This is a genomic window from [Micrococcus luteus] ATCC 49442, from assembly GCF_010367585.1.
GTDB classification, from domain to species: domain Bacteria; phylum Actinomycetota; class Actinomycetes; order Actinomycetales; family Micrococcaceae; genus Arthrobacter; species Arthrobacter luteus_A.
In genome coordinates this window covers 1,527,404-1,546,522 of record NZ_JAAAXP010000001.1, presented here as the reverse complement: position 1 = coordinate 1,546,522, position 19,119 = coordinate 1,527,404, and the positions used below count along the sequence as shown (strand labels likewise).

The 19,119-nt window shown below is 65.4% G+C and carries 17 protein-coding genes and 1 tRNA gene; 12 read left to right on the top strand and 6 right to left on the bottom strand.

Annotation, left to right across the window (positions count from 1 at the left end; translation table 11 throughout):
• Positions 1-2: 2 nt before the first annotated feature.
• Complete coding sequence (locus GUV69_RS07000; RefSeq protein WP_164200942.1) at positions 3-488, top strand: 8-oxo-dGTP diphosphatase; 486 nt, start codon at positions 3-5, stop codon at positions 486-488.
• Between the two features lie 93 nt (positions 489-581).
• On the opposite strand, the gene GUV69_RS06995 is transcribed toward GUV69_RS07000, so the two are convergent.
• Genes GUV69_RS06995 through GUV69_RS06980 form a run of 4 tightly spaced genes read right to left on the bottom strand, consistent with a single transcriptional unit; the run spans position 582 to position 4,865 of the window.
• Entirely contained in the window at positions 582-1,721 is a 1,140-nt protein-coding gene (locus tag GUV69_RS06995; protein WP_164200940.1) for a bifunctional 2-methylcitrate synthase/citrate synthase, read from the bottom strand.
• A 34-nt stretch (positions 1,722-1,755) separates the two neighbouring features.
• On the bottom strand, positions 1,756-2,661 hold the full coding sequence (gene prpB / locus GUV69_RS06990; protein ID WP_164200938.1) for a methylisocitrate lyase: 906 nt from the start codon (positions 2,659-2,661) through the stop codon (positions 1,756-1,758).
• A 34-nt stretch (positions 2,662-2,695) separates the two neighbouring features.
• Entirely contained in the window at positions 2,696-4,216 is a 1,521-nt protein-coding gene (locus GUV69_RS06985; RefSeq protein ID WP_164200937.1) for an MmgE/PrpD family protein, read from the bottom strand.
• Positions 4,209-4,865: a GntR family transcriptional regulator gene (locus GUV69_RS06980; RefSeq protein WP_164200935.1), complete on the bottom strand. Its 657-nt coding sequence runs from the start codon at positions 4,863-4,865 to the stop codon at positions 4,209-4,211. Before GUV69_RS06980 ends, GUV69_RS06985 begins: the two co-directional genes overlap by 8 nt.
• A 175-nt stretch (positions 4,866-5,040) precedes the next feature.
• Here GUV69_RS06980 and GUV69_RS06975 point away from each other — a divergent pair, with 175 nt between their 5' ends.
• Entirely contained in the window at positions 5,041-6,936 is a 1,896-nt protein-coding gene (locus GUV69_RS06975) for a propionyl-CoA synthetase (RefSeq protein WP_164200932.1), read from the top strand.
• Here GUV69_RS06975 and GUV69_RS06970 read toward each other — a convergent pair.
• Complete coding sequence (locus tag GUV69_RS06970) at positions 6,933-7,646, bottom strand: response regulator (RefSeq protein ID WP_164200930.1); 714 nt, start codon at positions 7,644-7,646, stop codon at positions 6,933-6,935. The genes GUV69_RS06975 and GUV69_RS06970 overlap by 4 nt on opposite strands.
• Entirely contained in the window at positions 7,639-9,282 is a 1,644-nt protein-coding gene (locus GUV69_RS06965; RefSeq protein ID WP_164200928.1) for a sensor histidine kinase, read from the bottom strand. The genes GUV69_RS06970 and GUV69_RS06965 overlap by 8 nt, the downstream gene beginning before the upstream one ends.
• A 140-nt stretch (positions 9,283-9,422) precedes the next feature.
• On the opposite strand from GUV69_RS06965, the gene GUV69_RS06960 reads away from it, so the two are divergent.
• From GUV69_RS06960 to GUV69_RS06915, 10 genes are all read left to right on the top strand, one after another.
• The gene (locus GUV69_RS06960; RefSeq protein ID WP_164200926.1) at positions 9,423-10,766 is read left to right on the top strand and encodes a cation:dicarboxylate symporter family transporter; all 1,344 of its coding nucleotides are present in this window, start codon (positions 9,423-9,425) and stop codon (positions 10,764-10,766) included.
• Between the two features lie 253 nt (positions 10,767-11,019).
• Positions 11,020-11,919: a ParA family protein gene (locus GUV69_RS06955; RefSeq protein WP_164200924.1), complete on the top strand. Its 900-nt coding sequence runs from the start codon at positions 11,020-11,022 to the stop codon at positions 11,917-11,919.
• Positions 11,920-11,925: 6 nt separating this feature from the next.
• A complete protein-coding gene (locus GUV69_RS06950; protein ID WP_164200922.1) occupies positions 11,926-12,738 on the top strand; it encodes a segregation and condensation protein A in 813 nt (270 codons plus the stop codon).
• Positions 12,735-13,421, top strand: a complete 687-nt coding sequence (gene scpB, locus GUV69_RS06945) for an SMC-Scp complex subunit ScpB (RefSeq protein ID WP_164200920.1) — start codon at positions 12,735-12,737, stop codon at positions 13,419-13,421. Before GUV69_RS06950 ends, scpB begins: the two co-directional genes overlap by 4 nt.
• A gap of 111 nt (positions 13,422-13,532) precedes the next feature.
• Positions 13,533-14,783, top strand: a complete 1,251-nt coding sequence (locus tag GUV69_RS06940; protein ID WP_164200919.1) for a pseudouridine synthase — start codon at positions 13,533-13,535, stop codon at positions 14,781-14,783.
• Positions 14,784-14,786: 3 nt separating this feature from the next.
• Positions 14,787-15,896 (top strand): prephenate dehydrogenase, encoded by a 1,110-nt coding sequence (locus tag GUV69_RS06935; RefSeq protein WP_164200917.1) that lies wholly within the window; start codon positions 14,787-14,789, stop codon positions 15,894-15,896.
• Positions 15,896-16,609 (top strand): (d)CMP kinase, encoded by a 714-nt coding sequence (gene cmk / locus GUV69_RS06930; protein ID WP_164200915.1) that lies wholly within the window; start codon positions 15,896-15,898, stop codon positions 16,607-16,609. The genes GUV69_RS06935 and cmk overlap by 1 nt, the downstream gene beginning before the upstream one ends.
• 28 nt (positions 16,610-16,637) lie before the next feature.
• Positions 16,638-17,330: a lysophospholipid acyltransferase family protein gene (locus GUV69_RS06925; protein ID WP_164206295.1), complete on the top strand. Its 693-nt coding sequence runs from the start codon at positions 16,638-16,640 to the stop codon at positions 17,328-17,330.
• Positions 17,327-18,877 carry a ribosome biogenesis GTPase Der gene (gene der / locus GUV69_RS06920; protein WP_164200912.1) on the top strand — a complete coding sequence of 517 codons (1,551 nt, stop codon included), beginning with the start codon at positions 17,327-17,329 and terminating at the stop codon, positions 18,875-18,877. The genes GUV69_RS06925 and der overlap by 4 nt, the downstream gene beginning before the upstream one ends.
• A gap of 148 nt (positions 18,878-19,025) precedes the next feature.
• Positions 19,026-19,102 (top strand) — tRNA-Pro (locus GUV69_RS06915).
• Positions 19,103-19,119: the final 17 nt, after the last annotated feature.

Genomic DNA, 19,119 nt, shown 5'->3' with positions numbered 1-19,119 from the left:
GCATGACATTCACCGCTGTCACGCTGTGCTTCCTCACCCGGGAGGCCACCGGCGTGTCCCAGGTCCTGCTGGGAACGAAGAAGACCGGTTTTGGGCTGGGCAAGGTGGTGGGACTCGGCGGCCACGTTGAACCGGGGGAGACGGACCAGCAGGCTGCCTGCCGCGAAGTGCAGGAGGAAGCCGGTGTGGTAGTCCTCGAAGCAGACCTCCGTGACGCCGGGGTGGTGGAGTTCGACTTTCCCGCCCGGCCGGAATGGAACATGACTACCCGCCTGTTCGTAGCAGAGCGCTGGGACGGTGAGCCGGCTGAAAGCGCGGAGATCCGGCCGGAATGGTTCGACGTCGGGTCCTTGCCTGTGGAGCGGATGTGGCAGGACGCAGCGCATTGGCTGCCGCTGGCGCTAGGGGGGTCCGTGCTGCGGCTCACCGTGGTCCTGAACGATGACAACGAATCCGTCCGTGAGGTGCTGGACTACACCACGCGCTGAGGCGGAGACGCCGACGGCGGGCCGGTCACCTTCTTCAGGTGACCGGCCCGCCGTCGAGTGTTTGGGAGCCGGATGGGCCCACGCCGGTGGGGATTAGGGCACGTGCCGTTCTTCCGGGCCGTTGTATTCGCTCAGCGGCCGGATCAGTGAGTTCGACGCCGCTTGTTCCATGATGTGCGCTGTCCACCCCGTGATGCGGCTGGCCACGAACAGGGGAGTGAACGTGGGGGTGTCGAAGCCCATCAGGTGGTAGGTGGGGCCGGCCGGGTAGTCGAGGTTCGGCTTGATGGCCTTGGCCTCGTCCATGGCCTGCTCAAGGCCGTTGTACAGCCCCAGAAGTTCCGGACGGCCGTAGTGCGCGATCATCTTGTCCAGCGCGGCCTTCATGGTGGGGACGCGGGAGTCGCCGTGCTTGTAGACGCGGTGGCCGAAGCCCATGACCTTTTTCTTCTGCGCCAGGGCATCCTCCATCCAGGCCTTAGCCCGGGCAGCGGCCTGGTCCAGGGACTCTTCGGACCGGATGCCGATCTCGTCGAAAGTGTGCATGACGGCCTCGTTGGCGCCGCCGTGCAGCGGACCCTTGAGGGCACCGATAGCTGCCGTCACGGCCGAATGCAGGTCAGCCAGGGTTGAGGTGACAACCCGGGCGGTGAACGTGGAAGCGTTGAAGGAATGTTCGGCATAGAGGATCATCGAGACGTTGAAGGCCTCCACGACCTCCGGGACGTGATCCTCGCCGAACGCCATCCACAGGAAGTTCTCCGAGTAACCCAGCTCATCCCGGGGCTCCACCAGCTCCTGGCCGCGACGGCGGCGCTGGTCGTAGGCCACCACCGCGGGCATCGCAGCAAAGAGATCCACGGCCTTGGCCATATTGGCCTCGGGCGAGGAGTCCTCGGCCAGTTCGTGCCGGGCGCCCATGACGGACGCCGCCGTCCGGCACACATCCATCGGGTGCGAGGTGGTGGGGAGTGCGTCAATGACCTGCTTCACCACGGGATCAAGCCCCCGTCCGGCGCGCTCGCGGGCCGAGAATGCGGACAGCTCTTCCGCGGTGGGCAGCTCGCCGTTCCAGAGCAGGTAGGCAACTTCTTCGAAGCTGCACTTGGCGGCAAGTTCCTGCACGGGGTAACCGCGGTAGAGCAGCGAGTTGGTGTCGGGGTTGACCTTGGAAACCGCGGTGTAGTCCACCACAACGCCGGCCAGGCCCTTCTTGATATCTTCAGCAGCCATGTTGAACTCCTTCGTTCTTGCGGGGTTCCGGGTCCTAGCGGACGCCGGGAATCTGGAAGTTGAAAACGCCGGTATCGAACTGGTTGTAGGCCTCGTAGTCCACGAGGTCATAGAGACGCGCACGGGTGAGCATGTTCTCCACCTGTGCTTCCTGTGACCCTGTTGCCTTGATCGATTCCAGCGTACGCTCTGCAGCGCCCATGGCAATGCGCAGGAGCGTGACGGGGTAGATCACCATGTTGACGCCCACGGACTGCAGCTGGTCAACCGTGAACAGATCGCTCTTGCCGAACTCCGTCATGTTGGCCAGGACCGGCACGTCCACGGCATCCCGGATGGCCTGGAACTCGGACAGGTCCTTCATGGCTTCCGGGAAGATGGCGTCGGCGCCGGCGTCCACCAGGGCCCGCGCGCGCTCCTGGGCCGCTTCAATGCCCTCCACGGCCCGGATGTCGGTCCGGGCCATGATGAGGAAGTTCGGATCCCGGCGCGCGTCCGCTGCGGCCCGGATGCGCTTGGCGGCGGTGTCCAGGTCCACCACGTTCTTGCCGTCCAGGTGGCCGCAGCGCTTGGGGTTGAACTGGTCTTCAATGTGGCAGCCGGCCAGTCCGGCGTTCTCAAGCTCCTGGATACTGCGGGCCACGTTCATGGGCTCGCCGAATCCGGTGTCCGCGTCCACCAGGCAGGGCAGGTCAGTCATACGGGCGATCTGCCCGGCCCGGGTGGCAACCTCAGTCAGGGTGGTCAGCCCGATGTCCGGCAGGCCAAGATCGTTGGCCAGCACGGCACCGGAGATGTACACGCCGGCAAAGCCCTTTTCCTCAATCAGCCGCGCGGACAGCGGGCTGAAGGCGCCGGGAAACTGCTGGATGGTGCCGGAGGCGAGCATCCCGCGCAGGGCCAGGCGCTTCTGCTCCGGGGTTTTCTTCGAGTACAGCATGTGTTCTCCCTGTCGGAGGTTGGAAAGAAAGAGCCTAGAAAAGGCCGGCGGGTGCGTTGCTGAGGTCGATCACACCGGGGGCGGCGGTGATGTTCAGCTGGTCCAGCTCGCCCGGACCCAGGTCCGGCAGGCTTTCGGCAGCTGCCAGGAAACGTTCGATTTCCTCCTCGGCCACAAGGCCGGCCGCCAGCGTGCGGAACTTGTTGATGTACTGCTGGCGGGCGAACGGCCGGGCGCCCAACGGGTGGGCGTCGGCTACGGCAATCTCATCGGTGATCACGGTGCCGTCGTTCAGGGTGATCTCAACCGAACCGCCGAAGGCCTTCTCGGCGATGTCCAGTGAGTGGTAGCGGCGCGTCCATTCCGGGTCTTCCTCGGTGGTGACCTTGTGCCACAGCTCCACGGTGTCGGGCCGGCCGGCACGCTCCGGGGCGTAGGAATCAACGTGGTGCCAGCTGCCGTCCTGCAGGGCGACGGTGAAGATGTACGGGATGGAGTGGTCCAGCGTTTCGCGGCTGGCTGTGGGGCTGTACTTCTGCGGATCGTTGGCGCCGGAGCCGATCACGTAGTGCGTGTGGTGGCTGGTCTTGATCAGGACTGACTTGACGTTGGCGGGGTCGGTGGCCTCCGGGTGTTCCTTGTGGAGCTTGCGGGCCAGATCGATCCAGGCCTGGGCCTGGTATTCGGCGGAGTGTTCCTTGGTGTACGTGTCCATGATGGCGCGCTTGGGTTCGCCGGCTTCGGGCAACGGAACCTCGTACGAGGCGTCGGGGCCATCCAGCATCCAGGCAATAACGCCGTCTTCGCCTTCATAGATCGGAACCGGAGAGGTCTGGCCGCGCATGGAGCGGTCCACGGCCTCAACGGCCATCTTGCCGGCGAAAGCCGGGGCGTGGGCCTTCCAGGTGGAGATTTCGCCCTTGCGGGACTGGCGGGTGGCGGTGGTGGTGTGCAGTGCCTGGCCAACGGACTGGAAGATGGTCTCCACATCAAGGCCGAGAAGCGTGCCGATGCCGGCCGCGGCGGACGGGCCGAGGTGGGCCACATGGTCAATCTTGTGCTTGTGGAGGCAGATGGCCTTGACCAGGTTGACCTGGATTTCGTAGCCGGTGGCGATGCCGCGGATCAGGTCCTTGCCGCTGGCTCCAACGTGCTGGGCTACGGCGAGGATCGGCGGAATGTTGTCCCCGGGGTGCGAGTAGTCAGCCGCCAGGAAGGTGTCGTGGTAGTCGAGTTCGCGGACGGCGACGCCGTTGGCCCAGGCTGCCCACTCGGGGGAGACCCGGTCCGTGATGCCGAAGACGCCGGAGCCCTTGCCGTTGGTGGTGGGTGCGTGGGTCAGGGCCTGGGCACGGGCGGCGATGATGGGCCCGCGGTTCAGGGAAGCGATGGCAACCGACGCGTTGTCGATGACCCGGTTGATCACCATCTCGGTGACCTCCGGGGTCACCTCGACGGCGTCGGCGGCGACCTCCGCGATCTTGTGGGCCAGCTGGTCTTCACGGGCGAGGTTCTCTTCGCTCTTGTATACACGGACGTGGTTGAGCTTAACCATGGTGCTCCTTAGTAGGTGAGTGGGTCGCTTTGACGTGGGAAAGACTGCGGTGCAGGTGCAGCGTGGTGGCTGCTTCGGCGAGCCGGGCATTGCCGGCCGCGATGGCCTCGGCAATTGCGGCATGTTCGGCCGCGGCTGCGTTCAGGCGCGCCGCGTCATCTGCAGCGAGGCGGCGGACGCGGACCAGATGGACGCGCAGGCTCCGCATAGCCTGGGCGAGGTAGGAGTTGGAGATGGCGGCGTCGATCGCCTCATCGAGGCGGCCCACCAGCGCGTAGTACTCGTGCCGCGCGGGGTCATCCTTGCTGATCAGCTCCGGCGCCCGCAGGAGATCGGCATGGAGCCGTTCGAACACCGTGCGCTCGCCGCGTTCGGCGGCCAGGGCTGCCGCCTTGCCCTCCAGGGTTTCGCGGAGCTCGAACATCTCGTCGATGTCGTCCAGGGAGATGTCGGTGACGACGACGCCGCGGCCGCCCGCCGCCGTCGTGAGTCCTTCCGCACTGAGGCGGCTAAGCGCCTCCCGGACCGGGGTGCGGGACACCCCCAGGCGTTCGGACTGTTCCACTTCGGCAAGGACGGTGCCCGGCGCGAGGCGCCATTCTATGATGTCTTCGCGAAGTGACGCGTACGCTTTGTCGCTGGCTCGCAAGGTTTCCTCCCCTCATTGCGTGGATGGTGCCAGTGTATACACAAAACGCATCCAGGCCCAAGCATTCGGCTCTAAAACCCGAAAAAAGCAATTCTTTGTATACAAAACCCTTGTCTGGCGTGCACTCGCCCCCTAGCATGGAGGACAAGCATGTCAGCGTGGACAGGAGCACAACATGGGCAGCAGCTATCAGGAAACGTACGCACGGAGCTTGGATGAGCGGGAGGATTTCTGGCTGGAAGCCTCACGGGCAGTGTCATGGAGCAAACCGCCCGTGGCCGCCCTGGATGAGTCCGGAGCCCCGCTGTACCGCTGGTTTCCGGGCGCCACTCTCAACACGGCCTACAACGCCTTGGACCGCCACGTCGAAGCCGGCCGCGGAGACCAGGCCGCGCTCATCTACGATTCCGCAATGCTGGGGATCAAGCGCAGCTATACCTACTCGGAACTGACCGGACTGGTGGCCCGGTTCGCCGGAGTGCTGCGCTCGCAGGGTGTTGGCAAAGGCGACCGGGTGGTCATCTACATGCCCATGATTCCCGAAGCCGCGATTGCCATGCTTGCTACGGCGCGGTTGGGTGCAGTCCATTCGGTGGTGTTCGGCGGGTTCGCACCCAAGGAGCTGGCGGCGAGGATCGTTGACGCCGGGCCTTCTGTCATTGTCACCGCTTCGGGCGGCATTGAACCGTCGAGGCATGTGGAGTACCTGCCTGCCGTGGCCGAAGCGCTCACCCTGAGCGGCGTCGGCGAACTGCCCGTCATCGTCAAGAACCGCGAAGGCTTCGCCGCCACGTTGGAGGACTTCCGGGGGTGGCTCGACTGGGACCAGACGATGGAAGGGGCTGTTCCGGCGGCGCCCGTGGAGGTGGCCGCCACGGATCCGCTCTACATTCTTTACACGTCCGGCACCACGGGTACCCCGAAGGGTGTGGTGCGGGACAATGGCGGCCACGCCGTCGCGCTCTCGTGGACCATGGCGAACATCTACGACATCGGGCCCGGCGAAGTGATGTGGACAGCGTCCGACGTCGGCTGGGTGGTGGGCCACTCCTACATCGTTTACGGCCCGCTGCTGGCCGGTGCCACCACCCTGCTGTATGAGGGCAAACCGGTGGGCACTCCCGACGCCGGCGCGTTCTGGCGCGTTGTCCAGGACCACAAGGTCAACGTGCTGTTCACGGCGCCCACCGCCCTGCGGGCGATCCGCAGGGCCGACCCCGAGGCGGCGGAGCTGGCGCGCTATGACATCTCCACCCTGCGCACGCTGTTTGCGGCCGGTGAACGGCTCGACACCGAAACGTACCGCTGGGCGGGCGCGGTCTTGAACGTCCCCGTGGTGGACCACTGGTGGCAGACCGAGACCGGGTGGGCCATTTGTGCCAATCCCCGCGGACTGGAGGACCTGCCCTTTAAGCCAGGTTCGCCCACCGTCCCCATGCCCGGCTATGCGCTCACCATCGTTGACGGCTCCGGCGCGCCGGTGCAACCGGGGGAGGAGGGCAACATTGTCCTCGGGCTGCCGTTGCCCCCGGGCACCCTGACAACGCTCTGGCAGAACGATGACCGCTATGTGTCCTCCTACCTCGAGGCCTTCGAAGGCAGCTACGCCACGGGCGACAGCGGCTACCGGGACGCCGACGGCTATGTCTTTGTCATGGGCCGGACTGACGACATCATCAATGTCGCCGGCCACCGGTTGTCCACCGGCGCGATCGAACAGGTGGTTGCCAGCCACCCGGCCGTCGCAGAGTGCGCGGTGATCGGGGTGGCCGACGCCCTGAAGGGGCAGCGCGCCAGCGCCTACGTGGTGCTCAAAGCCGGAGCGGACCGCGACGAAGCGGAACTGGTCCGTGAGCTGGTTGCCCTGGTCCGGAAGAACATCGGACCGGTGGCCGACTTCAAGCACGCCACAGTGGTGCAGGCGCTGCCGAAGACCAGGTCCGGAAAGATCCTGCGCAAGACCATGCGGCAAATCGCCGACGGCGACGAATACGTTGTGCCGTCCACGATTGAGGACCCGGAGGTCATTGGGCAGTTGCTCGGGGTGCTCCGGCCGGATGGCGCCGCTTAGGCCCGGTTCCAGCCGTATTCGTTTTCCGGCCGGCCCGGAGTGCCGTAACGCGGGGCGCGCGTGACGGTGCCGGCGTCGGCCAGGTATTCGAGGTAGCGGCGGGCAGTCACCCGGGACATGCCCAGCGCCGTCATCACCTCGGTGGCCGAAACCGGCGCCGACTGCTGTTTCAGGTATTCCTTGACGGACTCGAGCGTGGAGACGGACAGGCCTTTCGGCAGGGGCAGTTCCGACGGCGCCCGCAGGCTCGCGAACGCCTGGTCCACCTCGCTTTGGGACGCACCGGTCCGCCGCGCCCCGGACTCCGGCGCCGTCAGCTGCTGCCGGAAGAGCCGGTAGCTGGTGAGCTTGTCCGCGAACGTGGCATAGGTAAAGGGCTTGATCAGGTACTGGACCACCCCGATAGCCCCCGCGCTCCGGACGATCGCGACTTCCCGGACCGCCGTGATCGCGATGATGTCAGCCAGGATTCCTGCGGACCGCATCCGCCGGGCAATGTCCAGGCCGTGCAGGTCCGGAAGGTTCATGTCGAGCAGGACAAGCTCCACCGGCTCGCCGGAGGCCGAGAGTTCCGTCAGGAGCCTGAGCGCGGACTGGCCGTCCGGCGCGGTGCCGGCCAGCGTGAAGCCCGCCATCCTGCCTACGTAGGCGGCATGGGCGGCCGAGGCCACCGGTTCGTCTTCGACCACAAGGACGCGGATATCACTCACTGGATTGGTCCTTTGGATTATGTTCGGTGGACATGGCGGGCAGGAAGACACTGAAGATTGCCCCGTCCGTTCCGGAGATGGCCATCGTACCGTCCAGCCGCTGCACGGCCTGCTTGACGAGGGCCAGGCCGACACCGCGGCCGAAAGGCCCGGCTTTCTTGGTGCTGAAGCCGTGCTTGAAGATGTGGTCCACGGCGGCCGGATCAACCCCGGAACCGGAATCCCGGACGGTGATGTCCAGGCCTTCTGCGTCGGACTCCACGCTCAGCTCCACCTCCTTCGGTGCGGCGCCCCCGGCTGCTGCGTCGATCGCGTTGTCCAGCAGGTTGCCGACGATGGTGACAAGGTCCTGAACGGCAAGTCCTTCTACCGACGCCGCACCCTGGGTCCGCAGCGTCAGTTTCACGCCCCGCTCGTTGGCTTCCGCCGCTTTGCCCATGACCAGGGCGCTGAGTACCGGTTCGTCCAGTGAGCTGACCATCTCGTCCGTAAGCTGCTGGCTGAGTTCGAGGTCCCTGGTGGCGAACTCCAACGCCTCGGCAGTCCGGCCAAGTTCCAGCAGGGACACCATGGTGTGCAGGCGGTTGGCGTGTTCGTGCGTCTGCGCCCGCAGCGCATCGGACAACGTTTTCATGGTTTCCAGTTCGCTGCCGAGTGACTCGATTTCCGTACGGTCGCGGATCGTGGCCACGGTGCCGTAGACCTCCGGACGCCGTTCAGCGGGGGAGTCCGGGCCAACGGCCGGACCTTGGTTCACCACCACAATGCGGGGGCCCGTCAGATGGATCTCGTCACGGGCCTGGCGCCCGGATTCAAAAAGCTCCTTCAGGCTTTCGGTCAAAGGCAGCTCTGCCAGGTTCAGCGGCCGGGACGGATCGTCCCCGGACGTGCGCCGGGGGAGGCCCAGCAGGTCTGCTGCCTGATCGTTGTACATCACCACCCGGCCTTTGGTGTCAATGAGGATGAGGCCCTCCCGGACCGAGTGCAGCACCGACTCATAGTAGGCAAAGAGCTGGGACAGTTGTTCGGGTCCCCACCCCCTGGTGACCCGGCGCAGGTAGCTGCCCAACAGCCAGGAAGCCAGCGAGCCGCCCACCAGGAGGGCCCCTCCGATGGCCAGCAGCGCGGGAAGCCGGCCGGCAAACGCAACGTCCACTGTCCGGACGGTCACGCCGGCGGCCACCAGCGCCTTGACGTTGCCGGCCGGATCGAGGACGGGAACAATCGAGCGCACGGACGGCCCCAGGGTGCCGGCGGTGACTTCCGTGAACACTTCCCCGCGCAATGCAGCATCGATGGACCCGATGTAGGGCCGCCCGATTTCCTCCTGGCGCGGATGGGTCCAGCGTGTCCGGTCCGGGGCCATGATGGTCAGGAATTCCGCCCTGGCCCCCGCCATGACTTTCAGGGCATAAGGCTGCAAAACCGCCGACGGATCCGCTTGGTCAGCTGCCTGGAGCACCAGGGGGTTGGCGGCCACTGCCGCCGCCACCCCGGTCATCCGCAGCCCGGCCTCGTCATAGGCGCGGTCCCTGGCATCAACGAAGGTCGCGGTGCCCACGATGGCGACGAAGGCCACAACGATCAGCAGGTTGGCTACGAACAGCCTGCGGGCGATGCTCCAGCGGTGGATCATAAATGCCTCCTATGACCAATATGACCGCAACGGTGAGCTGCGTCACGGTGTGCCCAATGATGGATATCACACCAGACCGACGCGATGAGCCCAGAGAATGTGCCGCAGCGTCTACCAGATTATCCATAAGGAGACACACCATGGCTTCTCAACGAGGAGAGTCGCTCGGCACCGTGAAGAAGCGGCGCAAGGGCATCGACAAGTCGCACTACCTTTACATCGCAGTCATCGCGGCGGTGATTCTCGGCGCCGTCATCGGGCTGATGTTCCCCGAAGTGGGCAAGTCCCTCAAGCCGCTCGGCGACGGCTTCATCAAGCTCATCAAGATGATGATCGCCCCGGTCATCTTCTGCACCATTGTCCTGGGCATCGGATCCATCGCCAAGGCAGCCACCGTCGGCAAGGTGGGCGGCCTCGCCCTGGGCTACTTCGTGGTGATGTCCACTTTCGCGCTCGCCATCGGCCTGGTGGTCGGCAACCTGATCCACCCCGGTGAAGGCCTGAAGCTGACGCCGTACGATCCCACCAAGAAGGCGGCCACGGACAGCACCGTGGAGTTCCTCATGAACATCATCCCGGGCGATATCCCCGTGCTGCCCACTTTGTTCGCGGCCATCCTCGTCGGCTTCGCGCTCCAGAAGATGGGCCCGCAGGGCGCCCCCATCCTCAAGGCCATCGGCCACGGCCAGGTCCTCGTATTCCGCATCCTGATCATGATCATGTGGCTCGCTCCCGTCGGTGCCTTCGGTGCAATCGCCGCCGTGGTCGGTGCCACCGGCTTCCAGGCCATTGTCAGCATGTTTACCCTGATGGCGGCCTTCTACATCACCTGCGCCCTGTTCATCATCATCATCCTGGGCGGTCTGCTGAAGATCGTGTCCGGTGTCAACATCTTCCTGCTCATGAAGTACCTTGCCCGTGAATACCTGCTGATCTTCTCCACGTCCTCCTCCGAAGCTGCCCTGCCGCGCCTCATCGCCAAGATGGAGCACCTGGGTGTCTCCAAGCCGGTTGTCGGCGTCACGGTCCCCACCGGCTACTCCTTCAACCTGGACGGCACTGCCATCTACCTGACCATGGCCTCCCTCTTCGTCGCCAACGCCATGGGCACCCCGCTGGACCTCGGTGCCCAGGTGTCGCTCCTGGTCTTCATGATCATCGCCTCCAAGGGTGCTGCCGGCGTCACCGGCGCAGGCCTGGCCACGCTTGCCGCAGGCCTGCAGGCCCACAAGCCCGAACTCCTGGGCGGCGTCGGCATGATCGTTGGCATCGACCGCTTTATGTCCGAGGCCCGTGCCCTGACCAACTTCACCGGCAACGCCGTCGCCACCATCATGATCGGAACCTGGGTCAAGGAGATTGACGTCAAGCAGGTAGAGGACGTCCTCTCCGGCAACGCTCCCTTCGACGAGCAGACCATGATCGCCGGGCACGGCGAGCCGGCGAAGGCCGAGCCGGCCCAGCCCGCCCTGGCCAACGCCTAGCCGGCAGCCCGAAGCGTCTGCACAAGGCGCGAACCACGCTAGAAACCGCCCGCACAGCCCCGGCTGCGCGGGCGGTTTCTGCGTCCGGCAGCCTAACCTTCCACCTCTAGTAGAAGGTCAAGGCTCAGAAACTGCACAATGTCAAGTTCCCTCGAATACCGTGTCGGGGCCTGTAGCCTAGGTGAAAAGCAGGATCGGCGCTGGACCACCAGCGGCAGGAAATATCACCGTCATCGAAAGTGTGGATAGATACGTGAGCAGCGAACAGGGTTCGGCAACTCTGGAAGGCACGGAACTCGATCTGGAAGACGCCGTGATGGGTCCCACCGGGCGCCCCCACCGCGAATTTCCGGAACCTGCACCGCTGTCGTCCCACGGTCCCGCGCGTGTGATCGCGATGGTCAACCAAAAGGGTGGCGTTGGCAAAACCACGTCCACCATCAACCTTGCGGCGGCCCTCGCTGAATACGGCCGCCGCGTGCTGCTGGTTGACTTCGACCCCCAGGGCGCGCTGTCTGCCGGCCTGGGCATCAACCCGCACGAACTGGACCTGACGGTCTACAACGTGCTAATGGACCGCAAAGTGAATATCCGTGACGCCATCCACCAGACCAACGTCGAAAACGTCGATCTGCTGCCGGCCAACATCGACCTCTCCGCCGCAGAGGTGCAGCTGGTCAACGAGGTAGCCCGTGAACAGGTCCTTGACAGGGCGCTGAAAAAGGTGGAAGACGATTACGACGTCGTCCTCATCGACTGCCAGCCCTCGCTCGGCCTGCTGACTGTTAATGCCCTGACGGCGGCGCATGGCGTCATCATTCCGCTGATCTGTGAGTTTTTTGCCCTCCGCGCGGTGGCACTGCTGGTGGAAACCATCGACAAAGTCCAGGACAGGCTCAACCCCCGGCTGCAGGTTGACGGTGTTCTGGCCACCATGTATGACGCCCGGACGCTGCACAGCCGCGAGGTCATCGCCCGCCTGGTGGAGGCATTCGGAGACAAAGTCTTCGAGACGGTCATTAAGCGTTCCATCAAGTTCGCCGATGCCACCGTGGCGGCCGAACCCATCACCAGCTATGCCGGCAACCACATCGGGGCCGATGCGTACCGCCGCCTGGCCAAGGAACTGATCTCGCGCGGCGGCGCACCCTAGCCAGGGGTGGCTGAGTCCAAGCCCGGCTTTGAGGTGCGGCTGGCCAACTTTACGGGTCCGTTCGACCTCCTGCTGGGCCTCATCGCCAAACATCAGCTCGATATCACCGAAGTGGCCATCGCAACGGTCACCGATGAATTCATCAAGTACATCAGGAAGCTGCAGCGGCTCGGCGAGGAATGGGCGCTGGACGAGGCGAGTGAATTCCTGGTCATTGCCGCAACGCTTCTGGACCTCAAAGCGGCACGGCTCCTGCCCGCCGGCGAGGTGGAGGACGATGAAGATATCGCCCTGTTGGAGGCCCGCGACCTGCTGTTTGCCCGGCTGCTCCAGTACAAGGCGTTCAAGCAGGTAGCCGCCCTCATGGCCGACACCCTGGAGCAGGAGGCGCAGCGCTTTCCCCGTGAGGTCACCCTTGAGGAACACTTCGCCGCCATGCTTCCGGAACTGGTGTGGAAACACACGCCGCAACAATTCGCACGGCTGGCAGAATCAGCCCTGCAGCCGAAAACGCCCAAGCCCACCGAAGTCGGCCTGGCGCACCTCCATGGCAGTGCGGTCAGCGTCAAGGAGCAGGCCGAAATCCTGGGCCTCCGGCTTCAGCTGGGAAAGCCGCTGTCCTTCCGGGCCCTGATCGCCGACGCCGATTCCACCCTGGTGGTGGTGGCCAGGTTCCTGGCGCTGCTGGAGATGTTCCGGGACCGGGCCGTGTCCTTTGACCAGCTGTCACCGCTGGGCGATCTCACGGTGCACTGGACTGCGGACACAAGGGACTGGTCTACAGAAAACCTGAGCGAGGAGTATGAGGAGCAAACGTGACTGAAGACTTTTCGGCCACCCCAAAACCCAGCGGACCGGACGACGCCGCGCAGGAGGCCCCGGACGTCCACGCGCTCCCCGGGGGTGCGAAGGCCGCACTCGAAGCGGTCCTGATGATCCTCGACCAGCCGGCCACTGCCACGGAACTCGCCGCGGGACTTAACCTGTCAGTCGGCGTCGTCGAGCATTTGCTTGCGGAACTGCAGCGGGAGTATAGCGGCTATACTGTTAAAGCCCCGGACATGGACGATGCCAGCGTTGCTGGTTTCAGCTCCAGCCCCCGGGGTTTTGAATTGCGGAGCATCGCCGGTGGCTGGCGGATCTATTCCCGCTCAGACTTCGCCGACATTGTTGGCCGGTTTGTGCTGGAGGGTCAGACTGCCAGGCTGACGCAGGCAGCACTGGAAACACTTGCTGTCATCGCGTATCGCCAGCCTGTCTCCAGGGCCAGGGTGTCCGCAATTCGAGGAGTCAATGTCGATTCTGTCGTACGGACATTGACCCAGCGCGGGCTGATCGAAGATTCGGGAAACGATCCCGAATCGGGAGCCATCCTCTACCGGACTACATCGTATTTCCTGGAACGGATGGGAATCGGCTCCGTGGCGGAGCTGCCTCAGCTCTCACCCCATCTACCGGGGCTCGAGGGCATCGCGGAGTTCTACGACGCCGACAGAATGTAGGCGGTACCTCCCGCCTGCGCACAAGAGTATTCATAAGGGCAGATAAATTCTGCATGGCTGGCTAGGGTTGTTCTTGGACAACGTGCCGGTCAACATATCGAAGGACGGGTCATGACACAGGCGGGACGCCAGGGTTCACCACGTAACAGTTCGGGACGCAACAGTTCAGAACGCAACACAGGGCAAGGCGGCGCGGGCCGCAGTGCAGCGGCAGGACGAAATCCTGCCCAGGGCGGCAGCGGCCGCCCCGGCGCGGCGGGCGGCGGGTTCCGCGCCGGCGCCGGCAAGCGCAACGCAGGTTTTGGCGGCGGCGACCGCCCCTACAAGGCGCCGAAGCCGCGCGAAGAGGCTTTCGTTGATCCGGGCGATGCCCCGGCCGACCGCGGGGACTCCGCCTGGAAGCCCGCCGCAGCACCCTCATCCCGGAAGCCGGGTGCCCGCAAGCCGGGCGCCAAAAAAGCGCCGGGCACTCCCGGGGCTCTCAAGCCCAAGGCACGCGCCGGCAAGCCGGGGGCAGCAGCCTCCCGTGCGTTTGGCAGCGAACGCTTCGGCCAGAACCTTGGCCCGGTGCGCAAGCCTTCCCGCAAGCGCGGACCCCGCGGTCCCGTTCCGCAGTCTGAAATGCACGACGCCGACGGCACCCGCCTGCAGAAGGTCATGGCGCAGGCCGGGGTGGCATCGCGCCGCGTCTGTGAAGAAATGATCGCGGAAGGCCGGGTGGAAGTTGACGGCCAGGTAGTCACCGAGCTTGGTGTCCGGGTGGATCCCAAGACCGCCGTCATCCACGTTGACGGCCTGCGCATCCAGCTGGACGAAAACCTCGTGTACATGGTCTTCAACAAGCCCAAGGGCGTTGTGTCCACCATGGAGGACCCCGACGGCCGCCCCTGCATCAGCGACTTCGTGCGGAAAACCCACCAGGGCGAACGGCTGTTCCATGTGGGCCGGCTGGACGTCGCCACCGAGGGCCTCCTGCTGCTTACGAACGACGGCGAACTTGCCAACCGGCTGACCCACCCGTCCTACGAGGTCCCCAAGACGTACCTGGTCCAGGTCCGTGGCCCGTTCCCCCAGGGAATCGGTGCCAAGCTCAAGGAAGGCGTGGAGCTCGAGGACGGCTTCGCCAACGTGGACTCCTTCAAGCTGGTTGACTCCACGCCGGGCCACGTGCTGATCGAAGTGATCCTGCACTCCGGCAAGAACCGCATTGTCCGGCGCCTGTTCGACGCCGTGGGCTTCCCGGTCCTGCGCCTGGTGCGCGTCAAGGTCGGCCCCATCGGCCTGGGTGACCAGCGCCAAGGCAGCATCCGCAACCTTGGCAAGCAGGAAGTCGGCCACCTGCTGGCATCCGTAGGGCTCTGAGGCATGTCCGCATTCCGCTCGCACGGGCGTGGGCACTTGAACGGGCCCGTGGTGGTGATCGGCACCGGCCTGCTCGGAACCAGCATCGGGCTGGGCCTTCGGGGACGTGGCGTACCTGTGTTCCTCTCTGATCCGTCGCCCACCAACCAGGCCGTGGCCGTGGACATCGGTGCGGGCCAACCCCTCAGTCACCTCGGGGACGAGGTGCCGGAGCTGGTGGTCGTGGCAGCACCGCCGGATGTAACAGCCAATGTTGTGGCCCGGGTGCTGGCCGACTACCCCGATTCGGTGGTGGTGGACATTGCCAGCGTCAAGGCTGCCATCCTGGCGGAACTGCAGGGCACCGGTGCGGACATTGCCCGCTACGTGGGCACCCATCCGATGGCCGGGCGTGAAAAGTCCGGTCCCGTTGCGGCCCGTGGCGAGCTCTTCACGTCCATGCCATGGGTGGTATGCCCGAGCCCCGAATCATCCGCGGCCGCCGTGCAGACCGCACGTTCCCTTGCCACCGACCTCGGAGCAGTGGTTTCAGAGTTCACGGCGGACGAACACGATGCCGCCGTAGCGCTGGTGTCGCACCTGCCCCAGGTCATGTCATCCCTGCTGGCCAGCCGCCTGCAGGGGACACCGCTCCATGCCCTCTCCCTCGCCGGCAACGGCCTGCGGGATGTCACCCGGATAGCGGCCAGCGACCCCACGTTGTGGGTCCAGATCCTGGGCGGCAACGCGGGGAAGGTCGTGGAGATCCTTTACGGTGTCCGCGAGGACCTGAACCGGCTTATCGGCACCCTGGAGGACCCGCTTGCAGCGGGAGCGCGCCTGGACCTGGCCCAGCTGATCAGCGAGGGCAATGCCGGGCAGGCCCGCATCCCGGGCAAGCACGGCGGGCCGCCGCAGGCCTACGCCTGGCTGACGGTCCTGGTGGACGACAGGCCGGGCCAGATTGCGCGGCTCCTCACCGAGATCGGCGAAATAGGCGTGAACGTGGAGGACCTGAGGCTGGACCATTCCTCGGGGCAGAACGTGGGCATGGTGGAACTGTCCGTGCTGCCAAACAAACATGACCACCTGATCGAAGCACTCAACGACCGCGGATGGCGGGTACTGCAGTAATGACACAGGAACTTCTTGACACCGTGCCCGCCCTTCGCGTCGGCCGGCCACTGGTGGTAGCCATTGACGGGCCTTCGGGCTCCGGCAAGTCCAGCGTCAGCAAGGAAGTGGCCCGCAGGCTTCACCTTGCCTACCTGGACACCGGCGCCATGTACCGGGCCCTGACCTGGTTCTGCGTCACCAGCGGGATCGACCTTGGCGACGCAGCTGCCGTGGAACAGGCGGCCCGCGACCTCGTCCTGGACGTAAGCACCTCTCCGCTGGAGGAGTACGTCCGGGTGGACGGGGCCGACGTCACCGATGCCATCCGCGAACCTGCCATCTCCTCGGCGGTCAGTGCGGTGGCCACTACCTTGGGCGCCCGAACCGAGCTGATCCGCCGGCAGCGGGCAATTATCGAAAAGCACCACCGCCGCATGGTGGTGGAAGGACGGGACATCACTACCGTCGTCGCGCCCGGCGCCGAAGTCCGGATGCTGCTGACCGCCAGCGAGGAAGCGCGGCTTCGCCGCCGCGGCATCCAACTGGGCGGCACCCAGAATGCGGAGCAGCTGGCAGCCCAGGTCACCCAGCGGGATGCGAAGGATTCCACGATGGTGAACTTCACGCAGGCCGCCGACGGCGTGGTAACCCTGGATTCGTCGGAGCTGGATTTCGCCGAAACAGTGGACGCCGCCCTGGTGATCGTGACGAAGGTCCTCAACCGTGACTGACGGCAAGCGGCTTCCCTCCGGCCTGACCATGACCTGGAGCCGGCCTGTCGGCTGGATCCTGGACCACCTGGTCTACCGGACGTCCGTGACGGGAAAGCACAACGTCCCCACCGGCGGTCCGGTGATTTTTGCGGGCAACCACATCAGCTTCCTGGACGGTCCAGTGATGTTCGGTGCCTCGCCGCGGGCCATGCACATCCTCGTCAAAAAGGAGATGTTCAAGGGCTTCCTTGGCCAGGTCCTCCGGGCATCCGGACAGCTGCCGGTGGACCGTTCCGGAGACCGGACAACACTGCAGCTGGGCAAGGAACTGCTCGACGCCGGCCGTTGCCTTGGGATCCTCCCGGAAGGTACGCGGGGGAGCGGCGAGGCGACGGACATCAACAACGGGGTGGCCTGGCTGGCGCTGAACTCCGGTGCGCCGGTTGTTCCCGTCGCTATCCTTGGCACCCGGAAGGGTGATGAACACCTTGATTCGGTGCCCAGGCCAGGGCGCCGCTTCCACGTCAGCTTCGGCAACGCACTGACACTAAGCCGCAACCCCGGCGAAACAGGCCGTGCTTCAATGGACAGGGCGGGAATGGAAATCCGCGCTGCGCTGGCCGGGCACGTCCAGGAGACCATTCAACACAGTGGGCAGCCTTTGCCCCTCGCGGATACCCCGCTTGAACCAGCAGTAGCCGGGACGCCGGCAGATGACCACTTAAGGAACGTGCAATGAGCGATACGACTCAAACCTCCGGCCCCGCAGGCGCCGGCGAAGACGAATACACGCCCACCGGCACGGACCAGGTGGCCGAGCGGCTGGCTGCCATTGACGACGACGAAGCGGAGCTGCGCGCCGCCTCGCTCCGGGCGGGCCTGGCGGACTACGACCTCGATGAGGACGATGCCGCCCTGCTGAGCGGGCACTATGACGACGAGGACTTCGACGGCCCGGTTAAGCTCGATCCGGTCCTGGCCATCATCGGACGACCCAACGTGGGCAAGTCCACGCTCGTGAACCGGATCCTCGGACGCCGCGAAGCCGTGGTGGAGGACACCCCGGGCGTGACGCGCGACCGCGTGATGTACTCGGCCCACTGGAACGGGCGCAACTTCACCGTGGTGGACACCGGCGGGTGGGAGCACGATGCCCGCGGCATCCACGCCCGGGTGGCGGAACAGGCCGAGATGGCCGTCGAACTGGCTGACGCCGTGCTCTTCGTTGTCGACTCCGCCGTGGGTGCCACCGCAACGGACGAGGGCGTGATGAAGATGCTCCGCCGGAGCAAGAAGCCGGTCATCATGGTGGCCAACAAGGTGGATGACTTCGCCCAGGAAGCGGACTCCGCTGCCTTGTGGGGCCTCGGCTTCGGTGAGCCCTACCCCGTCTCCGCCCTCCATGGCCGCGGGGTTGCCGACCTCCTGGACCACGTTATGGACACTCTGCCGGAGTTCTCCACCATCGAGGGCCTGGAACGTTCCGGCGGTCCGCGCCGCATTGCCCTGATCGGCCGCCCCAACGTGGGCAAGTCATCGCTGCTGAACAAGCTGGCAGGCTCCGAACGCGTGGTGGTGGACAACACCGCCGGCACCACCCGCGACCCCGTGGATGAGTTCATTGAGCTCGGCGGCCGCACCTGGCGCTTTGTGGACACGGCAGGCATCCGCCGCCGCCAGCACATGGCTCAGGGCGCCGACTACTACGCCTCCCTCCGGACGCAGGCCGCGCTCGAAAAGGCGGAGGTCGCCGTTGTACTCCTCGCCGTGGATGAGGTGCTCAGCGAGCAGGACGTCCGCATCCTGCAGCTGGCCATCGAGTCCGGCCGGGCGCTGGTGCTGGCGTTCAACAAGTGGGACCTGCTCGACGACGAACGCCGCACCTACCTGGAGCGGGAGATCGAACAGGACCTGGCCCACGTGGCCTGGGCGCCGCGCGTCAACATCTCGGCCCTGACCGGCTGGCACAAGGACCGCCTGGTCCCCGCCCTGGACCTGGCATTGGAGAACTGGGACAAGCGCATCGCCACCGGCAGGCTCAATGCTTTCCTCGGCGAGCTCGTTGCGGCGCACCCGCACCCGGTCCGCGGCGGCAAGCAGCCGCGCATCCTCTTCGGCACCCAGGCGTCCAGCCGGCCGCCGAAGTTCGTGCTCTTCACCACGGGATTCCTGGACCCGGGCTACCGCCGCTTCATCACACGCAGGCTCCGTGAAACCTTTGGTTTCGAAGGCACGCCCATCGAGGTCAACATGCGCGTCCGCGAAAAGCGCGGCAAGAAGCGTTAATTAGGACACACCGGAGGTGTGCAGGTGCCAAAGTGTCACTTGCACCCTCCGGGATCGTGTAAGCTTTTCAAGGTGGTTCGGCCGGACTGCTGAGTTGAAATCCCGGGTAACATCGGGGAGTAAACGCAGCGGAGAACGGCAGAGCTAACGGGCTGTAGCGCAGCTTGGTAGCGCACTTGACTGGGGGTCAAGGGGTCGCAGGTTCAAATCCTGTCAGCCCGACCATGAAGGGCCGTTTTCCG